General features: G+C 61.0%; 15 protein-coding genes. 9 read left to right on the top strand and 6 right to left on the bottom strand.

The genetic code is table 11. The features are described from left to right. Positions 1–14: 14 nt before the first annotated feature. A complete protein-coding gene (locus ABID12_RS08360) occupies positions 15–1,406 on the bottom strand; it encodes an NAD-dependent succinate-semialdehyde dehydrogenase (RefSeq protein ID WP_319518646.1) in 1,392 nt (463 codons plus the stop codon). Between the two features lie 295 nt (positions 1,407–1,701). Between ABID12_RS08360 and ABID12_RS08355 the strand changes: the two genes are divergently transcribed. Beyond that, entirely contained in the window at positions 1,702–2,607 is a 906-nt protein-coding gene (locus ABID12_RS08355) for a LysR family transcriptional regulator (RefSeq protein ID WP_354433830.1), read from the top strand. A gap of 6 nt (positions 2,608–2,613) precedes the next feature. On the opposite strand, the gene ABID12_RS08350 is transcribed toward ABID12_RS08355, so the two are convergent. The 4 genes from ABID12_RS08350 to ABID12_RS08335 form a co-directional block, all read right to left on the bottom strand. Then, positions 2,614–3,417: a DeoR/GlpR family DNA-binding transcription regulator gene (locus ABID12_RS08350; protein WP_354433829.1), complete on the bottom strand. Its 804-nt coding sequence runs from the start codon at positions 3,415–3,417 to the stop codon at positions 2,614–2,616. Between the two features lie 48 nt (positions 3,418–3,465). Further along, entirely contained in the window at positions 3,466–4,770 is a 1,305-nt protein-coding gene (locus tag ABID12_RS08345; RefSeq protein ID WP_354433828.1) for a TRAP transporter large permease, read from the bottom strand. Positions 4,771–4,806: 36 nt separating this feature from the next. Continuing rightward, complete coding sequence (locus ABID12_RS08340) at positions 4,807–5,340, bottom strand: TRAP transporter small permease (protein WP_354433827.1); 534 nt, start codon at positions 5,338–5,340, stop codon at positions 4,807–4,809. A gap of 144 nt (positions 5,341–5,484) precedes the next feature. Next, the gene (locus ABID12_RS08335; protein ID WP_354433826.1) at positions 5,485–6,501 is read right to left on the bottom strand and encodes a TRAP transporter substrate-binding protein; all 1,017 of its coding nucleotides are present in this window, start codon (positions 6,499–6,501) and stop codon (positions 5,485–5,487) included. Between the two features lie 300 nt (positions 6,502–6,801). On the opposite strand from ABID12_RS08335, the gene ABID12_RS08330 reads away from it, so the two are divergent. The 6 genes from ABID12_RS08330 (at position 6,802) to ABID12_RS08305 (ending at position 13,894) form a co-directional block, all read left to right on the top strand. Beyond that, positions 6,802–7,518, top strand: a complete 717-nt coding sequence (locus ABID12_RS08330; protein WP_354433825.1) for an SDR family NAD(P)-dependent oxidoreductase — start codon at positions 6,802–6,804, stop codon at positions 7,516–7,518. Between the two features lie 11 nt (positions 7,519–7,529). After that, a complete protein-coding gene (locus ABID12_RS08325; protein WP_354433824.1) occupies positions 7,530–8,849 on the top strand; it encodes an NAD(P)/FAD-dependent oxidoreductase in 1,320 nt (439 codons plus the stop codon). Between the two features lie 37 nt (positions 8,850–8,886). Beyond that, complete coding sequence (locus tag ABID12_RS08320) at positions 8,887–10,935, top strand: hydantoinase/oxoprolinase family protein (RefSeq protein ID WP_354433823.1); 2,049 nt, start codon at positions 8,887–8,889, stop codon at positions 10,933–10,935. A gap of 3 nt (positions 10,936–10,938) precedes the next feature. Further along, complete coding sequence (locus ABID12_RS08315) at positions 10,939–12,555, top strand: hydantoinase B/oxoprolinase family protein (RefSeq protein WP_354433822.1); 1,617 nt, start codon at positions 10,939–10,941, stop codon at positions 12,553–12,555. A 124-nt stretch (positions 12,556–12,679) separates the two neighbouring features. Then, entirely contained in the window at positions 12,680–13,105 is a 426-nt protein-coding gene (locus tag ABID12_RS08310) for a RidA family protein (RefSeq protein WP_354433821.1), read from the top strand. 216 nt (positions 13,106–13,321) lie between these two features. Then, complete coding sequence (locus ABID12_RS08305) at positions 13,322–13,894, top strand: UbiX family flavin prenyltransferase (protein ID WP_354433820.1); 573 nt, start codon at positions 13,322–13,324, stop codon at positions 13,892–13,894. A gap of 21 nt (positions 13,895–13,915) precedes the next feature. Here the strand turns inward: ABID12_RS08305 and ABID12_RS08300 are convergent, their stop codons facing one another. Further along, positions 13,916–14,656 carry a FadR/GntR family transcriptional regulator gene (locus ABID12_RS08300; protein ID WP_354433819.1) on the bottom strand — a complete coding sequence of 247 codons (741 nt, stop codon included), beginning with the start codon at positions 14,654–14,656 and terminating at the stop codon, positions 13,916–13,918. 155 nt (positions 14,657–14,811) lie between these two features. On the opposite strand from ABID12_RS08300, the gene ABID12_RS08295 reads away from it, so the two are divergent. Together ABID12_RS08295 and ABID12_RS08290 are read left to right on the top strand one after the other, a co-directional pair. Next, positions 14,812–15,732: a carbohydrate ABC transporter permease gene (locus ABID12_RS08295; RefSeq protein ID WP_227023767.1), complete on the top strand. Its 921-nt coding sequence runs from the start codon at positions 14,812–14,814 to the stop codon at positions 15,730–15,732. Beyond that, positions 15,729–16,571, top strand: a complete 843-nt coding sequence (locus tag ABID12_RS08290; protein ID WP_106310786.1) for a carbohydrate ABC transporter permease — start codon at positions 15,729–15,731, stop codon at positions 16,569–16,571. The genes ABID12_RS08295 and ABID12_RS08290 overlap by 4 nt, the downstream gene beginning before the upstream one ends. Positions 16,572–16,599 lie beyond the last annotated feature (28 nt).

Genomic DNA, 16,599 nt, shown 5'->3' with positions numbered 1-16,599 from the left:
TCGTGTCGACCAGCTCAGAAATGGGCGTCGATATCAACCACATCGACAAGCTTGTGGTTGACGAACTCCTTGAGACCCATGCCGAGCAATTCGCGGCCATAGCCGGAGCGGCGGACGCCGCCGAAGGGCAGGTCGGCCTCGACCTTGGTCGGGTGGTTCACGAACACCATGCCGGTTGAAATCCGGCCGGCCACTTCCGCTCCGTGTTTCACATCGGCGGTAAAGACCGATCCACCCAGGCCGAAGGGGCTGTCATTGGCGATGCGGATGGCATCCTCCTCGTCTTTCGCCCGGAAAATCATCGAGACGGGCCCGAAGAATTCCCAGTAACGCGCCGGGTTGTCCTCACCCACATCAGTCAGGATTGTCGGCTGGACGAAGGCGCCGTGATTGGGCACCGGCGGACCGACCTGCTCGGCCTTGGCGCCTGCGGCCACCGCCTTGCGAATTTGCTCCTTCACATCCTCCGCAGCCTTTTTCGACGACAGCGGCGCCAGTGTGGTTTTCGGGTCGGACGGGTCGCCGGCCACCAGTTTGGCCACGCCCTTGCGATATTGTTCAAGGAAAGCGTCGTAGACCGCGTCAACGACGATCATCCGTTTGGACGATACGCAGACCTGACCGCCATTCCAGTGCCGTCCGAACACCGCCCAGTCGACAGTTTTCTTCATGTCGGCATCTTCCAGCACGACGAAGGCATCCGCCCCGCCCAGTTCCATGGTCGATTTTTTCAGCGCCTTGCCCGCCTGTGCGGCAACCACGGCGCCGGCTGCTTCCGAACCCGTCAGCGCCACGCCGTGAACACGGGGATCGTTGATGATCATTTCGATCTGGGAACGGGTGGCGTAAAGGTTGGTAAAGCCGCCTTCCGGCAGGCCGGCCTCGTCCATGAGCCGGGCAAAGGCGGCGGCACTTTGCGGCACGTTCGAAGCATGCTTGAGGATCAGCACATTGCCGGCCGAAAGCTGCGGCGCCAGGATCCGGGCAATCTGGTAATAGGGGAAGTTCCACGGTTCGATTGCCAGAAGAATACCCAGCGGTTCATGCACCAGCGTAGCCTTGCCCTCGGCCGGGTCCTTGACCGGCAGTTCCTCGGGGGCCAGCAGCCGTTCGGCGTTTTCGACGTAATATTCGAAGATCTTTGCCGACAGCTCCACTTCGGCCTTCGCCTCGGCGGTGAGCTTGCCCATTTCCAGCGTCAGAAGGCCGGCGAGGTCATCGGCGTCGCGGCGCAGGATATCGGCCGCCTTCTGCAGAACGCGGGCGCGCTCGGCAAAGGAGGTTTCCCGCCATTTCAGAAAGGTTTCATGCGCCGTGTCGAGGGCGGCCCGGACGGCATCATCCGTTGCGTCGGGGAATGTGGCAACGGTTTCTTCGGTGAATGGGTTGATTGTTGCGTAGGCCATCTTTTTCTCCTTTCGCGATCTTGATCGCCGGGACGTGCGATGGCGGCCGGTTTCTCTGCACCCGCTCTCGCGGATGCGGCGGTACGTCACGCCTCCCTCACGCGGGTCTCTCACCGGAATGCTGCGGGCGGCGAAAATGCCGGAAAACCCGCCTCTCTCCCGCTTTCCGATTGCAGCGCCATGTGCTGCAGCCGGCCTCCGGTAAGGCCGCGTGTTCATATACTAGAGATAGGAAGTCGCCCTTGATGTCGAAAATGAATTGATTGAATGAATTCTATTCTGATAAAGAATAGACATGGAATTTCGAACGCTTCGTGCCTTTGTGGAAGTCGTCCGTCAGGGCGGATTTTCGCAGGCGGCCAAAACGGTTTTCACGACCCAGTCGACCGTCAGCAAGGCTGTCAAACAGCTTGAGGACGAAGTCGGGGTCGCGCTTCTGGAGCGGATCGGGCATCGCTCGGTGATGACGGCGGCCGGAGAGATCGTCTACGCGCGCGGCGTCCGGCTGCTTGCCGACCGCGCGGATCTGCTGGCCGAACTGGCGGAAGTCCGCGGGCTCAAACGCGGTGTCCTGCGTCTTGGTCTGCCGCCGGTCGGCAGCGCCACGCTTTTTGCGCCGCTTTTTGCCATTTACCGGCAACGCTATCCCGGAATTGATATCGATCTCGACGAGCATGGCAGTCTGGATCTTGAAGAAAAGCTGCGTGCCGGCAGCATCGATTTTGCCGGGCTGCAGCTGCCGCTTGCCGAAGACTTTGAAGGCCAGCCTGTCCGCAGTGAGCCGCTTGTCGCGCTCTTGTCCTCAAACCATGCGCTGGCGCAGCGTTCCGCAGTCAGTCTGGAGGTCCTGGGCGATATTCCGTTCATCGTTTTCGACGACGGGTTTTCGCTGCATCGCCGGCTCATGCGGCTTGCCCGTGCACGTGGTCTCGATCCGGTGATTGCCGCTCAAAGCAGCCAGGTGGATTTCATGGTCGAACTGGTGGCGGCCGGCCTGGGCGTTACCTTCCTGCCGCGCACCATCGCCGCTCATCATGCCCATCCGATGGTCCGCCGGATCGCGTTCGAAGAACCCGAACTGAACTGGTCGGTCGCCATGGCCTGGCGGCGCGGCGCCTATCTTTCCGCCGCCGCTGCCGCATGGCTTGATCTCGTGCGCGAAATCCACAGCGGCGCGGCATCATCGGATGTTTCGGTGTAAGCGCCTTTACGACAATTGCGTGGTGATGAATTCCGGGCCGGGAGAGGGGAATTTACCGATCTGCTCACGATCGAGGCCGTCATCGGTGATGATGATGTCGATGGCGTCGATCGCGGCCGTCTTGTGCAATGCGCGTTCCATGAAGCGGCTGGAATCGGCCATCAGAATGACCTTGTTGGCCGCGGCAATCATGGCGCGCTTGAGCTGCACCAGTTCCAGCAGGGTTTCGGAAACGCATGTCTGATCAATGGCGGCCGCCGACATGAAAAACAGGTCACAGCGGATATCCGACAGAAAGCTCAGCCCGGGCTCGCCCAGCAGGCTGAACGAGCCGAAGCGACAGGCGCCGCCGGGCACGATCAGCTTGATGTTGGGCTTGTAGGTCAGGACCTTGGCGACATGCAGGTCGTTGGTGATGATGGTGAGCGGAAGGTCGAGATTGGCAATCTCTTCGGCCAGGATATGGCAGATCACCGCGCCCGTATCGATCAGAAGCGCCTGATCGGCTTCGATGAAGCGCAGGGCTTCGCGCACGATCCCCTGTTTTTCCTCGAGAGCCGTGCGGCGGGCAAGGTCGGTGGACGGTTCATAGGTGGCGCGCGAACGGATACTGACCGCGCCGCCATGGGTGCGCTTGACCAGCCCCTCGGAGGCCAGAAGATCGAGATCGCGGCGGATGGTCGAGACGGATATGCCGAACATGCGCGCCAGATCCTGACTGGTGCCGGCCTGGTTGTTCTTGAACCAGTCCACCAGTTGCTGGCGCCGTTCGGCCGGCAGAAGCTCTTCGATGTTAACCTCGTCGTTCACGTTCCAGCCTTCACATCATCATATCGCCAAAAGTCGTCCGGACCGCGACTATAGGGCACCGGGCAGCCAAAGCACAATCTCAGGGAAGACGGCAAGCAGGGCCGTACCGATACACAACAGCAGAAAGAACGGCAAGGCGGCGCGTACCGTTTTGCCGATGGTTTCGCCGGTCAGCGCCTGCAGGATAAACAGGTTGAGACCGACCGGCGGCGTCAGCGCGCTCATCTCGATCATGATCACCAGATAGATGCCGAACCACAGCGGATCGAAACCGGCCTGCACGATCAGCGGGACGGCAATCGGCACGGTCATCACCGTCATCGATGTGCCGTCGAGAAACATGCCGAGGACGATGTAAAGCGCGGCAAGGATCAGCAGGACGCCATAGGGCGAAAGATCCATGGCCGCGATGCTCTGCGTGATCAGGGCGGGCAGATGCATATAGGCAATGGCCGACGACAGGAAGGCTGAGGCGGCAATCAGCATCAGGATCATCGACGAAACGCGGATCGTGCTTTTCAGGCTGTCGAGCATCAGCGCCCAGGAGAACTGGCGCGTGATCAGTGTGATCACAACGGCGCCGAAAACGCCGACTGCGGCGGCTTCCGATGGTGTGGCAATACCGGTGTAGATCGCGCCGAGCACGATGGTCATCAACACCAGAACCGGCAGAAGATCGAGAATGCCGGCGCCGATCACCCTCCACGAAATCGGTTCGCCATGCGGCGGCGCCACGGATGGGCGGATCAGGGAGACAAGTCCGATATAGCCGGAATAAAGCCCGGCCATCATCAGGCCGGGGATCAGGCCTGCGGCAAAGAGCTGGGAAATCGACACCTGCGCCAGCACGCCGTAGACGATCATGGCAATCGACGGCGGAATGAGAAGGCCGAAACTGCCGGCGCCGGCCAGCGAACCGGAGGCCAGCGCGACATCATAGCCGCGCTTTTTCAGCTCCGGTATGGTGATCTTGCCGACGGTCGCCGTGGTCGCCGTGGATGAGCCCGAAATGGCGGCGAAGATCGTGCAGCCGATGACATTGGTGTGCAGCAGGCCGCCGGGCACGCGGGATACAAGCGGCGACAGGCCGCGAAACAGGCGGTTGGAGATATCCGTCCGGAAGATGATGTCTCCCATCCAGATGAAGATCGGAATGGCGGCCAGTTCCCAGGAAACAGCCGAGGACGAAACGACCTTGGTCGCAATTGCGCCGATGCGGATCAAGTTGAAATCGAGCGCGAAATACATCGCGCCCGCACCGACAAGCATCAGGCCGGCGAATATCCATGTTCCCGCCCCCAGAAAAACCACCAGAAGGGCAAGAAGGACAAGTATCGAAGAGGTGACGGACATCGGTCGTATCCTTAGACTGGCATTCCGGCGCGGGCGTCAAAGCGTGAGCGCGCGTTCCTCGGAATGGCCGACGGCCAGAAGCCGCATCAAACGAACAAAGATCTGCAGGGCCATGAGTGAAAGCCCGATCAGGAAAAAGCTTTCCGGGATGAACAGCGGGATCGGCACATAGGTTTCCGAAACCGTGCCGCGGCTCCAGTATTTGAAGACGGATTTCCACTGATAATGCGCCAGAAACAGCATCAGCGCCTCGACGGTGATCAGCGTGAAAAATTCACAAGCCCAGGAAAGGCGCGGCCCAAGCCGGTCTGTCACGACCTTTACGCGGATCATGAAGCCGGCTTCCAGCGCCCATGCCGCGGCCAGAAAGCAGATCGCCGAAACGCCGTAGCCGACAAGGGAGTCGGCCATGAAGGTCGACAGCGAGAACAGGCGAAGGCAGATTTCCAGCAGGATAAAGCCGGTCATGAAAACCAGAACTGCACCGGCAACACAGGCTGCGGCCCGGTTCAGAAATGTCGAAACCGAGGCGATCAGGTGAAGCCAGGCTGGGTCATCGCTTTTTGTCATGGGCGTTCCGCTGTTGCTTTCCGTTGAAAAGGCTTGCCTGCATCGGGCACCGTCCGGCAGCCGGAACCTGAAGCGGCGGTTGCCGGGGCATGCAGGGCGCTCGGCCCGCCCTTGCGGCCAGGCCGCAGGGCGGGCGAAACCATTTTAGCCGGCCTTCATCGTGTCGAAGGTATCGAGCACGGTTTGTCCGCGCGAACCGGTCTTTTCGACCCATGCATCGCGCACCGCAGCACCGGCGGTGTTAAGCGTTTCGAAGACGGCGTCGGGAACATCGCCGGCCGGTGTGACCGTCATGCCGTGATCGCGAAGAATGGTGTAGGATGCTTCGATACTGTCCTTCATGATCTTCCAGTTATAGGCGTCGCAGGCCCCGGTCACATTGCGCATGGCATCCTGAACGTCCTTGGGCAGGGCGTCGAAGGCATCCTTGTTCACATGGCAGGCAAACAGGCCCATGGCGTAATTGAGTTCGGTGAAGTCGCTCAGATAATCCCACAGCGAAAGCTGCACGCCGCCATCGGCAGATGTCAGCACGGCGTCGATGGCGCCGGTGGAAAGCTGCGGAATGAGATCCGACCAGGCAATCTGCAGCGGCGCGGCACCGGCTTTCATCAGCGTCTGCGTGCCGTTGACGTCATAGGTGCGGATGCGAAAACCGTCGAGCGCGTCCTGTGAGGTGATCGCCCTGTCGGCGAAGATGCCCGAGGGGGGATTGGGCATCGCCCACAACAGAACCATGCCGTTGTCTTCGAAGATCTTTTCGTATTCCGGCCGGGCAGCCTGCCACAGCGTGTAGGCTTCCTCGGGCGTCTTGGCGATGAAGGGCAGGGAGGAGAGGTTGAACAGCGGATCGATGCCGCCGAGCTGGGTCATCAGCGTTACGGCAGACTGAACCGCCCCGTCCTGAACCGCGTCGAACTGGTCGATCGACTTGTAACCGAGCGCGCCGCCGCCCTGATAGGTGATGTCGATCTTGTCGCCCACCGCCTTGGATAGTTCCGTCAGGAAGAATTTGGACGCTTTGCCCGACAATGCGTCGGCATTGTATTCGTCAGCCAGGTCCCAGCGCACGGTGCCGGCGGAAAAAGCCGGGCGCCCGATCCCGTAAACCGCGCCGGCCAGTGCGGCGTTTCGCATCAATGCACGTCTGGTAATACTCATCTCATTCCCCTTTTCGCGGTTTCTGTTGCCTGTCTGTCGCCAAGGCGGCGGCAGGTGCTGTGAAACGTTGTTACTTTTCACTTTTATCAAAAAGAGCACCTCTTCCAGAAACTGTCAATAAAATACGCACAAAAAATCATCAAAGCTTGAAATTAATGGCGAGTGATAGCTAAATAGGCAAAAAGTGACAGCGATTTAGCGAAAAATGAGCGAGCGCGCTTGCAAATGAGCATATGTTAGATCATAAAAAGTCATAAATGCGTACATACGTGCATGAAAAATCAGTAGAGAAATTGAAAAATGCAAAATAATGAACAGAATGCACCGGTCGTGCTAATTTCAGGCGCAAACCGTGGCATTGGCGCGGCGATCGTCCGTGAGCTGCGGGCGCATGGCTACCGTGTTTCGCTGGGCGCGCGGGACATCAAGTCGCTGGAGGCCGAGCATGGTCCTGCCGACGCGACGATGCAGTTTCATCACTTCGATGCCTACGAGCCGGAAACCGCCAGCCAATGGGTTGCTGCGACGGTTGAGAGCTTCGGCCGTATCGACGGGCTTGTGAACAATGCCGGCAATGGCGAACATGTTCTGCTGTCCGACGACAATGAAGAAGCGCTCGACCGGCTTTGGGCCGTCAATGTCAAGGCGCCGCTACGCCTCACGCGGCTTTGTCTGCCGCATCTCGAGGCGACAGGGCGCGGCCGTATCGTCAATGTCGTGTCGCTGTCCGGCAAGCGGGTGCGCAATGCCTTTGTCGGCTACAACATGACCAAATTCGCGATGATGGGACTGACCCATACGACACGGCATGTGGCCTGGGAAAAGGGCGTGCGGGCAACCGCCATCTGCCCGAGCTTCGTGCGGACGGAAATGAGCTCCTACACCAGCAAGGTGCAGCCGGAGGAGATGATCCAGCCGGAGACCATGGGCGAACTCGTCCGCACCGCGATCGAGCTTCCCAACAATGCAGCAATGGCCGAAATGCTGGTCAATTGCCGCCTCGAAGACATGCTCTGAGGAGATTTTCCATGCCGCTGGCGAATATGCAACGGCCGGGATTTGAATGCGCGCTGCCGGAAGCGGCCGATGTGGTGATCGTCGGCGGCGGCATCGCCGGCGTCGCCGCCGCGCTTTTTCTGGCCGAGGCCGGTATCGATGTTGTTCTGTGCGAAAAGGGTTTTGTCGCCGGAGAGCAGAGTTCGCGCAATTGGGGCTGGGTGCGCCAGATGGGGCGTGATCCCGCAGAACTGCCGCTGACGATGGAAAGTCTTGACCTGTGGCGCGATCTCGACCGCCGGTTCGGCATCGACACCGGCTTTCGTGAAACCGGCATTACCTATGTCTGCCGCACAAAGGCGGAAATTGCCGAATTCACCGCCTGGGAGAAACATGCCCGTCAGGCCGGAATGCCCTCGCAGCTTCTGGATGCGGCGGGTCTGCAGAACGTGCTGCCGGGGATCTCTGCGCCTTATACCGTCGGCCTCTATACCGCAAATGACGGGCGGGCGGAGCCGGAGCAGGCGGTGCCGCAAATGGCCGGTGCGGCTGTGCGTCTCGGCGCGCGGATTGCCGAAAACTGTGCCGTGCGCGGGATCGAAACCGCCGCGGGACGTGTCAGCGGTGTGGTCACGGAACACGGCACGATCGCAACCTCCAGCGTTGTGGTGGCCGCGGGCGCATGGTCGCGGCTTTTCCTCGGCAATCTCGGCCTGGCCTTTCCGCAACTGAAGATACTGGGCACGGCGGCGCGGATCGAAACCGCCGCAACCGTTCCGGACATGCCTGTTGGCGGCGGTGATTTTTCGTTCCGCAGGCGGCTTGACGGCGGCTATACGATTGCACAGCGCAACGCCAATGTCGCGCCGGTCACGCCCGACAGTTTCCGGCTGTTTTTCGATTTCCTGCCGACGCTGCTGACAAGCTGGCGGGAGCTGAAACTGCGTGTCGGCAGCCAGTTTTTCACCGAACTGAAAATGCCGCGCCGCTGGTCGCTTGACAGCAAAACCCCGTTTGAAGCGATCCGCACGCTCGATCCGGCGCCGCACATGCCGTTCAACGAAAACGCGTTGAAAAACCTGAAACGCGCCTTTCCGGCTTTTGCCGGCGCGCGCCTGACCCATAGCTGGGCCGGCATGATCGACGCGACGCCGGATGCCATTCCGGTCATCGGTCCGATTGATGCCGTCCCCGGGCTTTATCTGTCATCGGGCTTTTCCGGTCACGGTTTCGGCAGTGGCCCCGGTGCCGGCCGGCTGATGGCCGAGCTGGTGCGCAACGAAAAACCATGCGTCGATCCGGCTCCGTTCCGGTATGAACGCTTTTCAACCAAGCATGCGAAAACCGCCTGACGCGCGGTCAAGCAGCAATAATGATAGGGAACATGTCATGGCCTGGAGAATAGGCGTCGATTCGGGCGGAACCTTTACCGATGTCTGCCTTTTCAACGATGAGAACGGTGCGGTTGAAATCTGGAAGGTGTCCTCCACGCCGGACGATCCGTCACGCGCAATTGCGCAAGGGGTTGTCGAAGGGCTGGAAAAGGTCGGCGCCAAGGCCGCGGATCTTGCCTTTTTCGGCCACGGCACCACGGTTGCCACCAATGCGCTGATCGAACTGCGCGGCGTAAAGACGGGCCTGGTTGTCTCCGACGGTTTTCGCGATCTTCTGGAAATCGGCCGCCAGAAACGCCCCAGCCTTTACGATATGTTTGCCGAAAAACCCCGGGAACTGGTCACCCGCGATCTGCGCCACGAGGTGCCCGAGCGGCTGAAGGCCGATGGCAGCATTGCCGTGCCGCTTGAAGAAGACGCCCTGCGTGAAGCCTTTCGCACGCTTGCCGCCCAGGATGTGAAGGCGCTGGCGATCTGCTTTCTCTACGGCTTTTTGAACACCGAACATGAGGCGCGTGCACTTGCGATTGCGGCGGAAGAGCTGCCGGATGTCTTCGTTTCGGCCTCTCATGAAGTGGCGCCGGAATTCCGTGAATACGAGCGGCTGTCCACCACGGTCGTCAATGCCTATCTCGGCCCGGTGATGCAGCGTTACATCCGCCGGCTGAAGGACCGTCTCGAGGAGATCGGTCTGAAAGTGTCGCCGCAGCTGACCCAGTCGAACGGTGGCGTGATCGGTTTCGATCAGGCCGGCAGCCTGCCGGTGCGCACGGTGCTGTCGGGGCCGTCGACCGGCGTTGTCGGGGCACAGGCCATCGGCAGGATGGCCGGTTTCGACAATATCATCACCTTCGATGTCGGCGGAACCTCATCCGATGTGGCGTTGTTGCAAAACGGCGTCTGCCAGCTCACCGGCGAAGCCGATGTTCACGGTTATCCGATCAAGGCGCCAATGCTGGATATCCATACGGTCGGCGCCGGCGGCGGTTCGATCGCCCATGTCGACAGCGGAGGCCTGTTGAAGGTCGGTCCGCGCTCGGCGGGCGCTCATCCCGGGCCGGTCTGCTACGGGCTCGGCAGTGAGGAACCGACCGTCACCGATGCCAATATCGTGCTTCAGACCCTCAACCCGGTCGAAATCCTGGGTGGGCGGATGAAGGTGCGCCGCGATCTTGCACTTGCCTCCGTCGAACGGCTGGCCGAAAAGCTCGGCATTTCCGCGATGGAAACCGCGCAGGGCATTCTTTCGGTCGTCACCGCCAACATGGCCAAGGCCATCCGGGTGATTTCGGTTCAGCGCGGCCACGATCCGCGCGATTATGCACTGATGGCTTTTGGCGGCGCCGGTCCGCTGCATGCCGCGCGCCTTGCCCGCGAACTGGACATGGCCAAGGTGATCGTACCACTGACCCCGGGCACGCTCTGCGCGCTTGGCCTGCTGCTGACGGATCTGCGGTCTGATTTCGCGCTGTCGCGGCTGATGCGTCTGGACCATACGGCGGGCGAGGGGCTTGAAGACGGGTTTGTGGCGTTGGCTGTACAGGCGGAGACCTGGTTTGCCGCTGAAAACATTGCCTCGGACCGGCAGGTCATCACCCGCACGGTCGACATGCGCTATGCCGGGCAGAATTACGAACTGCCGGTGACCGTGCCGGCCGGTCCGATCGCGGCCGACACCTTCGCGGCGCTCGAAAAAGGGTTCGAGGCCGCCCATCGCCAGCGCTTCGGCTTCATTGCCGAAGGCGAGCCGATCCAGATCGTGACCCTGCGAGTGGAAGCCGCGGGCCTGGTCGACAAGGCCGAGTTCCAGAAACAGGCGGATGCCGGTCCGGATGCCGCCGCTGCGAAGATCGGCGAACGCGATGTGTGGATGGCAGAAGCCGGCGGCTTCGTCACCTGCCCGGTTTACGAGCGCAGCCTGCTGAAAGCCGGCAACATCATTTCCGGCCCGGCCATTGTCGAGCAGATGGATACGACCACCGTGCTGCTGCCGGAGATGACCGGCAAGGTCGACCCCTATCTCAATCTCATTCTGGAGGTTTGATTGATGACCGCTATTGATCCCATCACCGTTGAAGTCATCGGTTCGGCCCTGCAGTCCATCGTTGAAGAGATGGGCGAGGCGCTGGTGCGCGCCTCCTATTCCACCAATATCAAGGAACGGCGCGACTGCTCGACGGCGCTGTTCGACCGCCATGGCAACACGCTGTGTCAGGCGGAGCATATTCCCATGCACCTCGGCTCATTCCTCGGCGTGATCGGCGCGATCTACGACCGTTTCAGGCTGGAGGACATCCGCCCTGGCGACGTGTTCATGGCCAACGATGCCTATGCCGGCGGCGCGACCCATCTGCCCGACATCGTTCTGGCGGAACCGGTGTTTGCCGACGGCACGCTGATTGCCTGGGCCGTCAACACCGCGCACCACTCCGATTTTGCCGACCGCGGCCACGAGCATATCTATCAGGAAGGCTTGCGCATCCCGCCGGTCCGGCTCTATCGTGAGGGTGTTCTGAATGAAGACCTTCAGGAAATGTTCCTGCTCAACTGCCAGGTGCCGCGCGAACGCCTTTCGGATCTTCGGGCGCAGATGTCGGCGAACCGGCTTTGTGTCCAGCGTCTCGGCGATCTGTGCGTGCGCTATTCGGCAGACAAGGTTCTGGCTGCCGGCGAGGCGCTTCAGGACTATGCCGAACGCAAGATGCGCGCGGGCATTGCCGCCATTCCCGACGGCACCTACAGCTTTTCCGACCAGTTCGATTCCAACCAGCGCGGCGATCGGATCACGCTTTCTCTGGATGTCACGATCAGCGGCGAGGAAATGACGCTCGCCTTCGATGGTCCGCCGCAATTGCGCGCCGGGCTGAACCTGATTTACACATCGCTGCTGGCCGCCAGCTATTTTGCGGTGAAATCGGTGGTCGATCCGACGATCCTGCCCAATGCCGGGCTTGCACGTCCACTGACAGTCACCGCGCCGAAGGGGTCGATCCTCAATTGCGTGCATCCGGCCGCCGTCGAAGGGCGTATTGCCGCAGCCCAACGGGTCTGCGATCTCGTCTACGGTGCGCTGGCAAAAGCGCTGCCCGGCAAGGTGATGGCGGCGGGCAATGGCTGCTGCACCGGCGCCATGTTCAACGGCACGCATGAGGACGGCTCGATCTGGGTCTATCTGGAAACCATTGGCGGCGGCGGCGGTGCCCGGCCGACCGCCGACGGACTGTCGGGAATTCACGTCAGCCTGACCAACACCTCCAATCTTCCGGTCGAATCGCTGGAGCTGGAATATCCGCTGACGCTTCTGCGCTACGAACTGGTGGATGATTCCGCCGGTGCCGGCACCTATCGCGGCGGCATGGGCGTGCGCCGCGTTTATCGCGCCGAAAAAGCCTGCCGCTTCACGGTGGAGGCTTCGCGCATCGCCTCGCAGCCCTGGGGGCTTGATGGCGGCACGGCCGGGCAGGGCACCGTGCTCGACTTCGGCGATGGCCGGAACGATTTTTCCGGCATGGTTGATCTGAAACCCGGTCAGATCGTGTCGATCACCACGCCCGGCGGCGGTGGCTATGGCGATCCGGCTGCCCGTGATCCGGCGTCCGTGCGGCAGGACCTTACCGAAGGGCGCATCAGTGCGGCCGTTGCGGCACGCCTCTACAACCTTTGAAACCGGGCCGGTCTGCCCGGCCTTCTTCTCGCCCACAGACAATTCGTTACCGCGCGGACGGCATGATCGCCGCCCGCGTGCCCGTCCCCCTTAACCCCAGCAACCATAACCACACAGGAAAAACATGGTCAAAATCACCAAAGTCAAATCCGGTTCCGTTTTCGAAACCAAGGAAAGCTATTCCCGCATTGTCTGCGTCGATGACTGGATCTTTGTTTCCAACACGGCCGGCCGCAACTACAAGACCCGCGAAATGTCGACCGATCCGGTGGAACAGGCCCGTCAGTGCTTCGACAATATCGAAGGCGCGCTGAAGGCGGTCGATTCGTGCCTGGAAGATGTCGTCCAGTCGAAGATCTTCATTCCCTATGTCGACGATGCCAAGGCGGTCATGACCTATGTCGGCGAGCGGTTTCGCGGCATCGATCCGCAGCGCACGGTCACCTGCTCTCCGCTGGGCGCACCGGACTTCAAGGTCGAAATCGAAGTAACGGCCTATCGCGGCGCATCGAAGAGCGAGATCGAGGAAATCACGATTTCGCTTGGCTGACCGGCCCGGCCGGTGAAACCGGACTTGAAACCCGGGGCCGCCGCAAGGTCGGCGACCCCGGGTTTTTCAATGGGCGCGGTCGGATGACAAGGCGTTTTTCGGATTGAGTTGCCGTCGCGGGTTCATGGGATTATTGCTCTCTGGCCGGACGAATGTGTGCCGGTGCCTGCAGCAGGCATCATTGTTGCGGACTGAAGGCCGGAAAGAGAAGAAGCCATGCCAAAGCCCCGTATTATCGTCGGCATTTCAGGCGCCTCCGGTGCCGTCTACGGCATCACCGTTCTGGACATGCTGCGCCAAGCCGGGATCGAGACACATCTGGTCGTCAGCAAGTCGGGCGAACTCACGCTGTCGGAAGAAACGGGGCTGAAGCTGAAAGACCTCGAGCACCGGGCCGATCACATTCATCCGGTCAAGAATGTCGGGGCGTCGATTGCCAGCGGTTCATTCAAGACGATGGGCATGATCATTGCGCCGTGTTCCGTCCGCACGGCTTCGGAAATCTCCTCGGGGATAACATCATCGCTGCTGACGCGCGCCGCCGACGTGGTTTTGAAGGAACGGCGCAGGCTGGTGCTGATGGTGCGCGAAACGCCGCTTCATCTCGGGCATCTGCGAACGTTGACCCAGCTTGCCGAGATGGGGGCCGTCGTTGCGCCGCCGATGCCGGCATTTTATGCCGCGCCGGACAGTATCGACAGCATGGTGCGCCATTCCCTCGGCCGCGTCCTAGATCTCTTCGACATCGAAACCGATATCGTCCGCTGGACGGGGTTTTCATCGTCATGACGCCGCATTCCGGCACAAAATCTAGGATTTGACCGTTTCGTAGGATGTCAGGCCGAGATCGATGACGGCGATTGCCAGCAGGCGCACCATGGCGGCATGCGCGCCGTCCGGGTCGCGGGCGCGGATGCACTCTATCACGTCTCCATGAACGGCAAGCGAGGCGCCCGGTTCGCGTGCGCCCTCCATCGACATGCGAAACGCGATCGATAGCGCCGTGCCGATCATGTTCGACAGATGCATGAAAACGATATTGGCGGAGGCCTGGAGCAGAACCACGTGATAGTGGATATCGGCCTTGTTGAAACGCTCGAAATCGCCTTCCGCCCTGGCCTCGCTCATTTCGGCAAAGGCAGAATCAAGCCGTTTCAGGTCATCGGGGTTGGCTCTAATCGCGGCAAGCCGCGCCGCGGCCGGTTCGATCACCTGCCGGGCCTCGATCAGCGACAGCACGAAATCGGGGCCGGGATCGATTTCCATCGCCCAGGCCAGAAGATCGGAATCGAGCATGTGCCAGGCCGAACGCGGCAGCACCACCGTGCCATGGCGCGGCCGGGCCTCGATCATGCCCTTGTCCTTCAGCGTCCGGATCGCCTCACGCAAGGCGCTGCGGCTGACCCCGAGATTTTCGCACAATTCCGCTTCCGGCGGCAGCACATGACCGGCCGGATACTCGCCTTTCAGAATCGGAAAGGCCAGGCGCGTCACCGTGCGGCGATGAACGCGCGGCTTGCTGCGCGGTGAAGCGCTTGCGTCGTCGAGCATTGCAGTCCTTTTAAATCAGATTAATGAAAGCCTATACAGCCGGAAACCTGCGGTCAATCCGTGGGTTTAGGTAATTAGTCTGATTAATGGTTTGACAAACCCCATTAGTCGGATTAATGAAATCAGCCAGTCGAGTGCATCGGGAGGAGCGCTTCATGGCGATCAGCGAAGCCAAACGAAGAAACCGCGGCGAGCGCATGCGCGGCACAGGCGCCCTCTGGCTCACGGTATCGCCGTTTCTCATCATCTTTCTGGCGTTCTCGTTCTTCCCGGTCGTCTTTTCGGCCTGGCTCGGGTTCAACCGGTGGGACGGATTTTCGCCGCCGCAGTTCGTCGGTTTCGACAACTACCTGACCGCGCTGGGCGATCCGGTTTTCCGCAAGGCGGTCTGGAATACCGTCTATATCTGGCTCGTCTCGACGGTGATCACCGCGGGACTGGCGCTGACGCTTGCGGTCGTCATCAATGAATACGCCGTTTTCGGCCGCACCTATTTCCGGCTCGTCTTCCTGCTGCCGCTTCTGGTCGCCCCGGCCATCGCCGCGGTCATTCTCAGGGTGTTCTTCACCGCCAATGGCGGGCTGGTGAACATGCTGATCGGCGAGGTCACCGGCACGCCGACCTATTTCAGCTGGTTCGATTCCACCGTGTGGATCAAGCCGCTGGTCGTCCTGCTGGTGGTCTGGCGCTGGACCGGCTGGCATATGATCATCTTCCTGGCCGGGCTTCAGGCGATCTCGCGCGACATCTACGAGGCCGCGCGGATGGAAGGCGTCAGCCGGTGGTCGATCTTCAGCCGCATCACCATGCCGCTTTTGGCGCCATCGATTGCCTTTTCGGTGATCACGGCGACCATCGGCGGCCTGCAGATGTTCGACGAACCCTATGTGCTGACACAGGGCACCGGCGGCACCGATGACGCGGCCAGCACGCTTGGAATGTATCTCTACGCGACCGCCTTCACCCAGTTCGATTTCGGTCTTGGCGCCGCGGTCAGCTGGTACATCTTCATTGCCGTGGTCGCCATGACCCTCATCTATCGCCGCATCAGCGCCAATCTGGGAGCCACGACATGAGACAGCTCTGGGCGAATTCCGAGCGCCGCTGGAACCTGATCCTGACCATCGGGCTGCTGTTGCTCTCCCTCGTTTTCGTGATGCCGCTCTACTGGACGGCGGTGTTTGCGACGCGGTCTCTTGCCGAGGTCTTCCAGTTCCCGCCGCCATTGTGGTTCGGCGACCAGCTGATGGAGAACTACAGCCGGATCGCGGACGTGTTTCCGCCCCTCAGGCCGGTCTGGAACTCCATCGCCGTTGTGGTGCCGAAGACGATCGGTCTGGTGCTGGTGTCGAGTTTTGCCGGCTATGGACTGGCGCGCTATACCGGCCGCCCGAGCCACAAATTCCTGCTTGCGGTCACCTTTGCCACCCTGTTCTTTCCGCCGTCGCTGGCGCTGATACCGTTTTTCCTGCAGATGAGCTGGCTGGGCTGGCTCAACACCTTCTGGCCGTTGATCGTGCCGGCCATTGCCTCCGGCTTCGGCGTTGTGTGGATGTACACCTATATCGGCTCCTCGATCCCCGTCGAGCTTTACGAGGCGGCGGAAATGGACAATTCCGGCCCGATCGCAACCTTCTGGTTCGTCGTGCTTCCGATCATCCGGCCCGGTCTCGCAGCCCTTGGCGTGTGGACCCTGATCAGCACCTGGAACGAATTCCAGATTCCCTTGGTCGTGCTGGCGGACGGCGCGAAGTTCACCGTGCCGCTGGCGCTGACGCTTTTGTCGCGCACGCATTTTTCCGACACACCCGCAGTGATGCTGGCGACCCTGATCGGGCTCGTTCCGGTGTTCATCCTGTTTGCGCTTCTGTCGCGACAGTTCATCGCCGGTCTCACGTCCGGAGCGGTGAAGTAATCATCCGAAGGTCCACTCAGGGAGGAAA

The sequence above is a fragment of the Martelella mangrovi genome, assembly GCF_040545495.1.
In the GTDB taxonomy this organism is placed as follows: Bacteria; Pseudomonadota; Alphaproteobacteria; order Rhizobiales; family Rhizobiaceae; genus Martelella; species Martelella mangrovi.
Note: the sequence above shows the minus strand (reverse complement) of the source record. Positions and strands in the feature narration are given on the sequence as shown.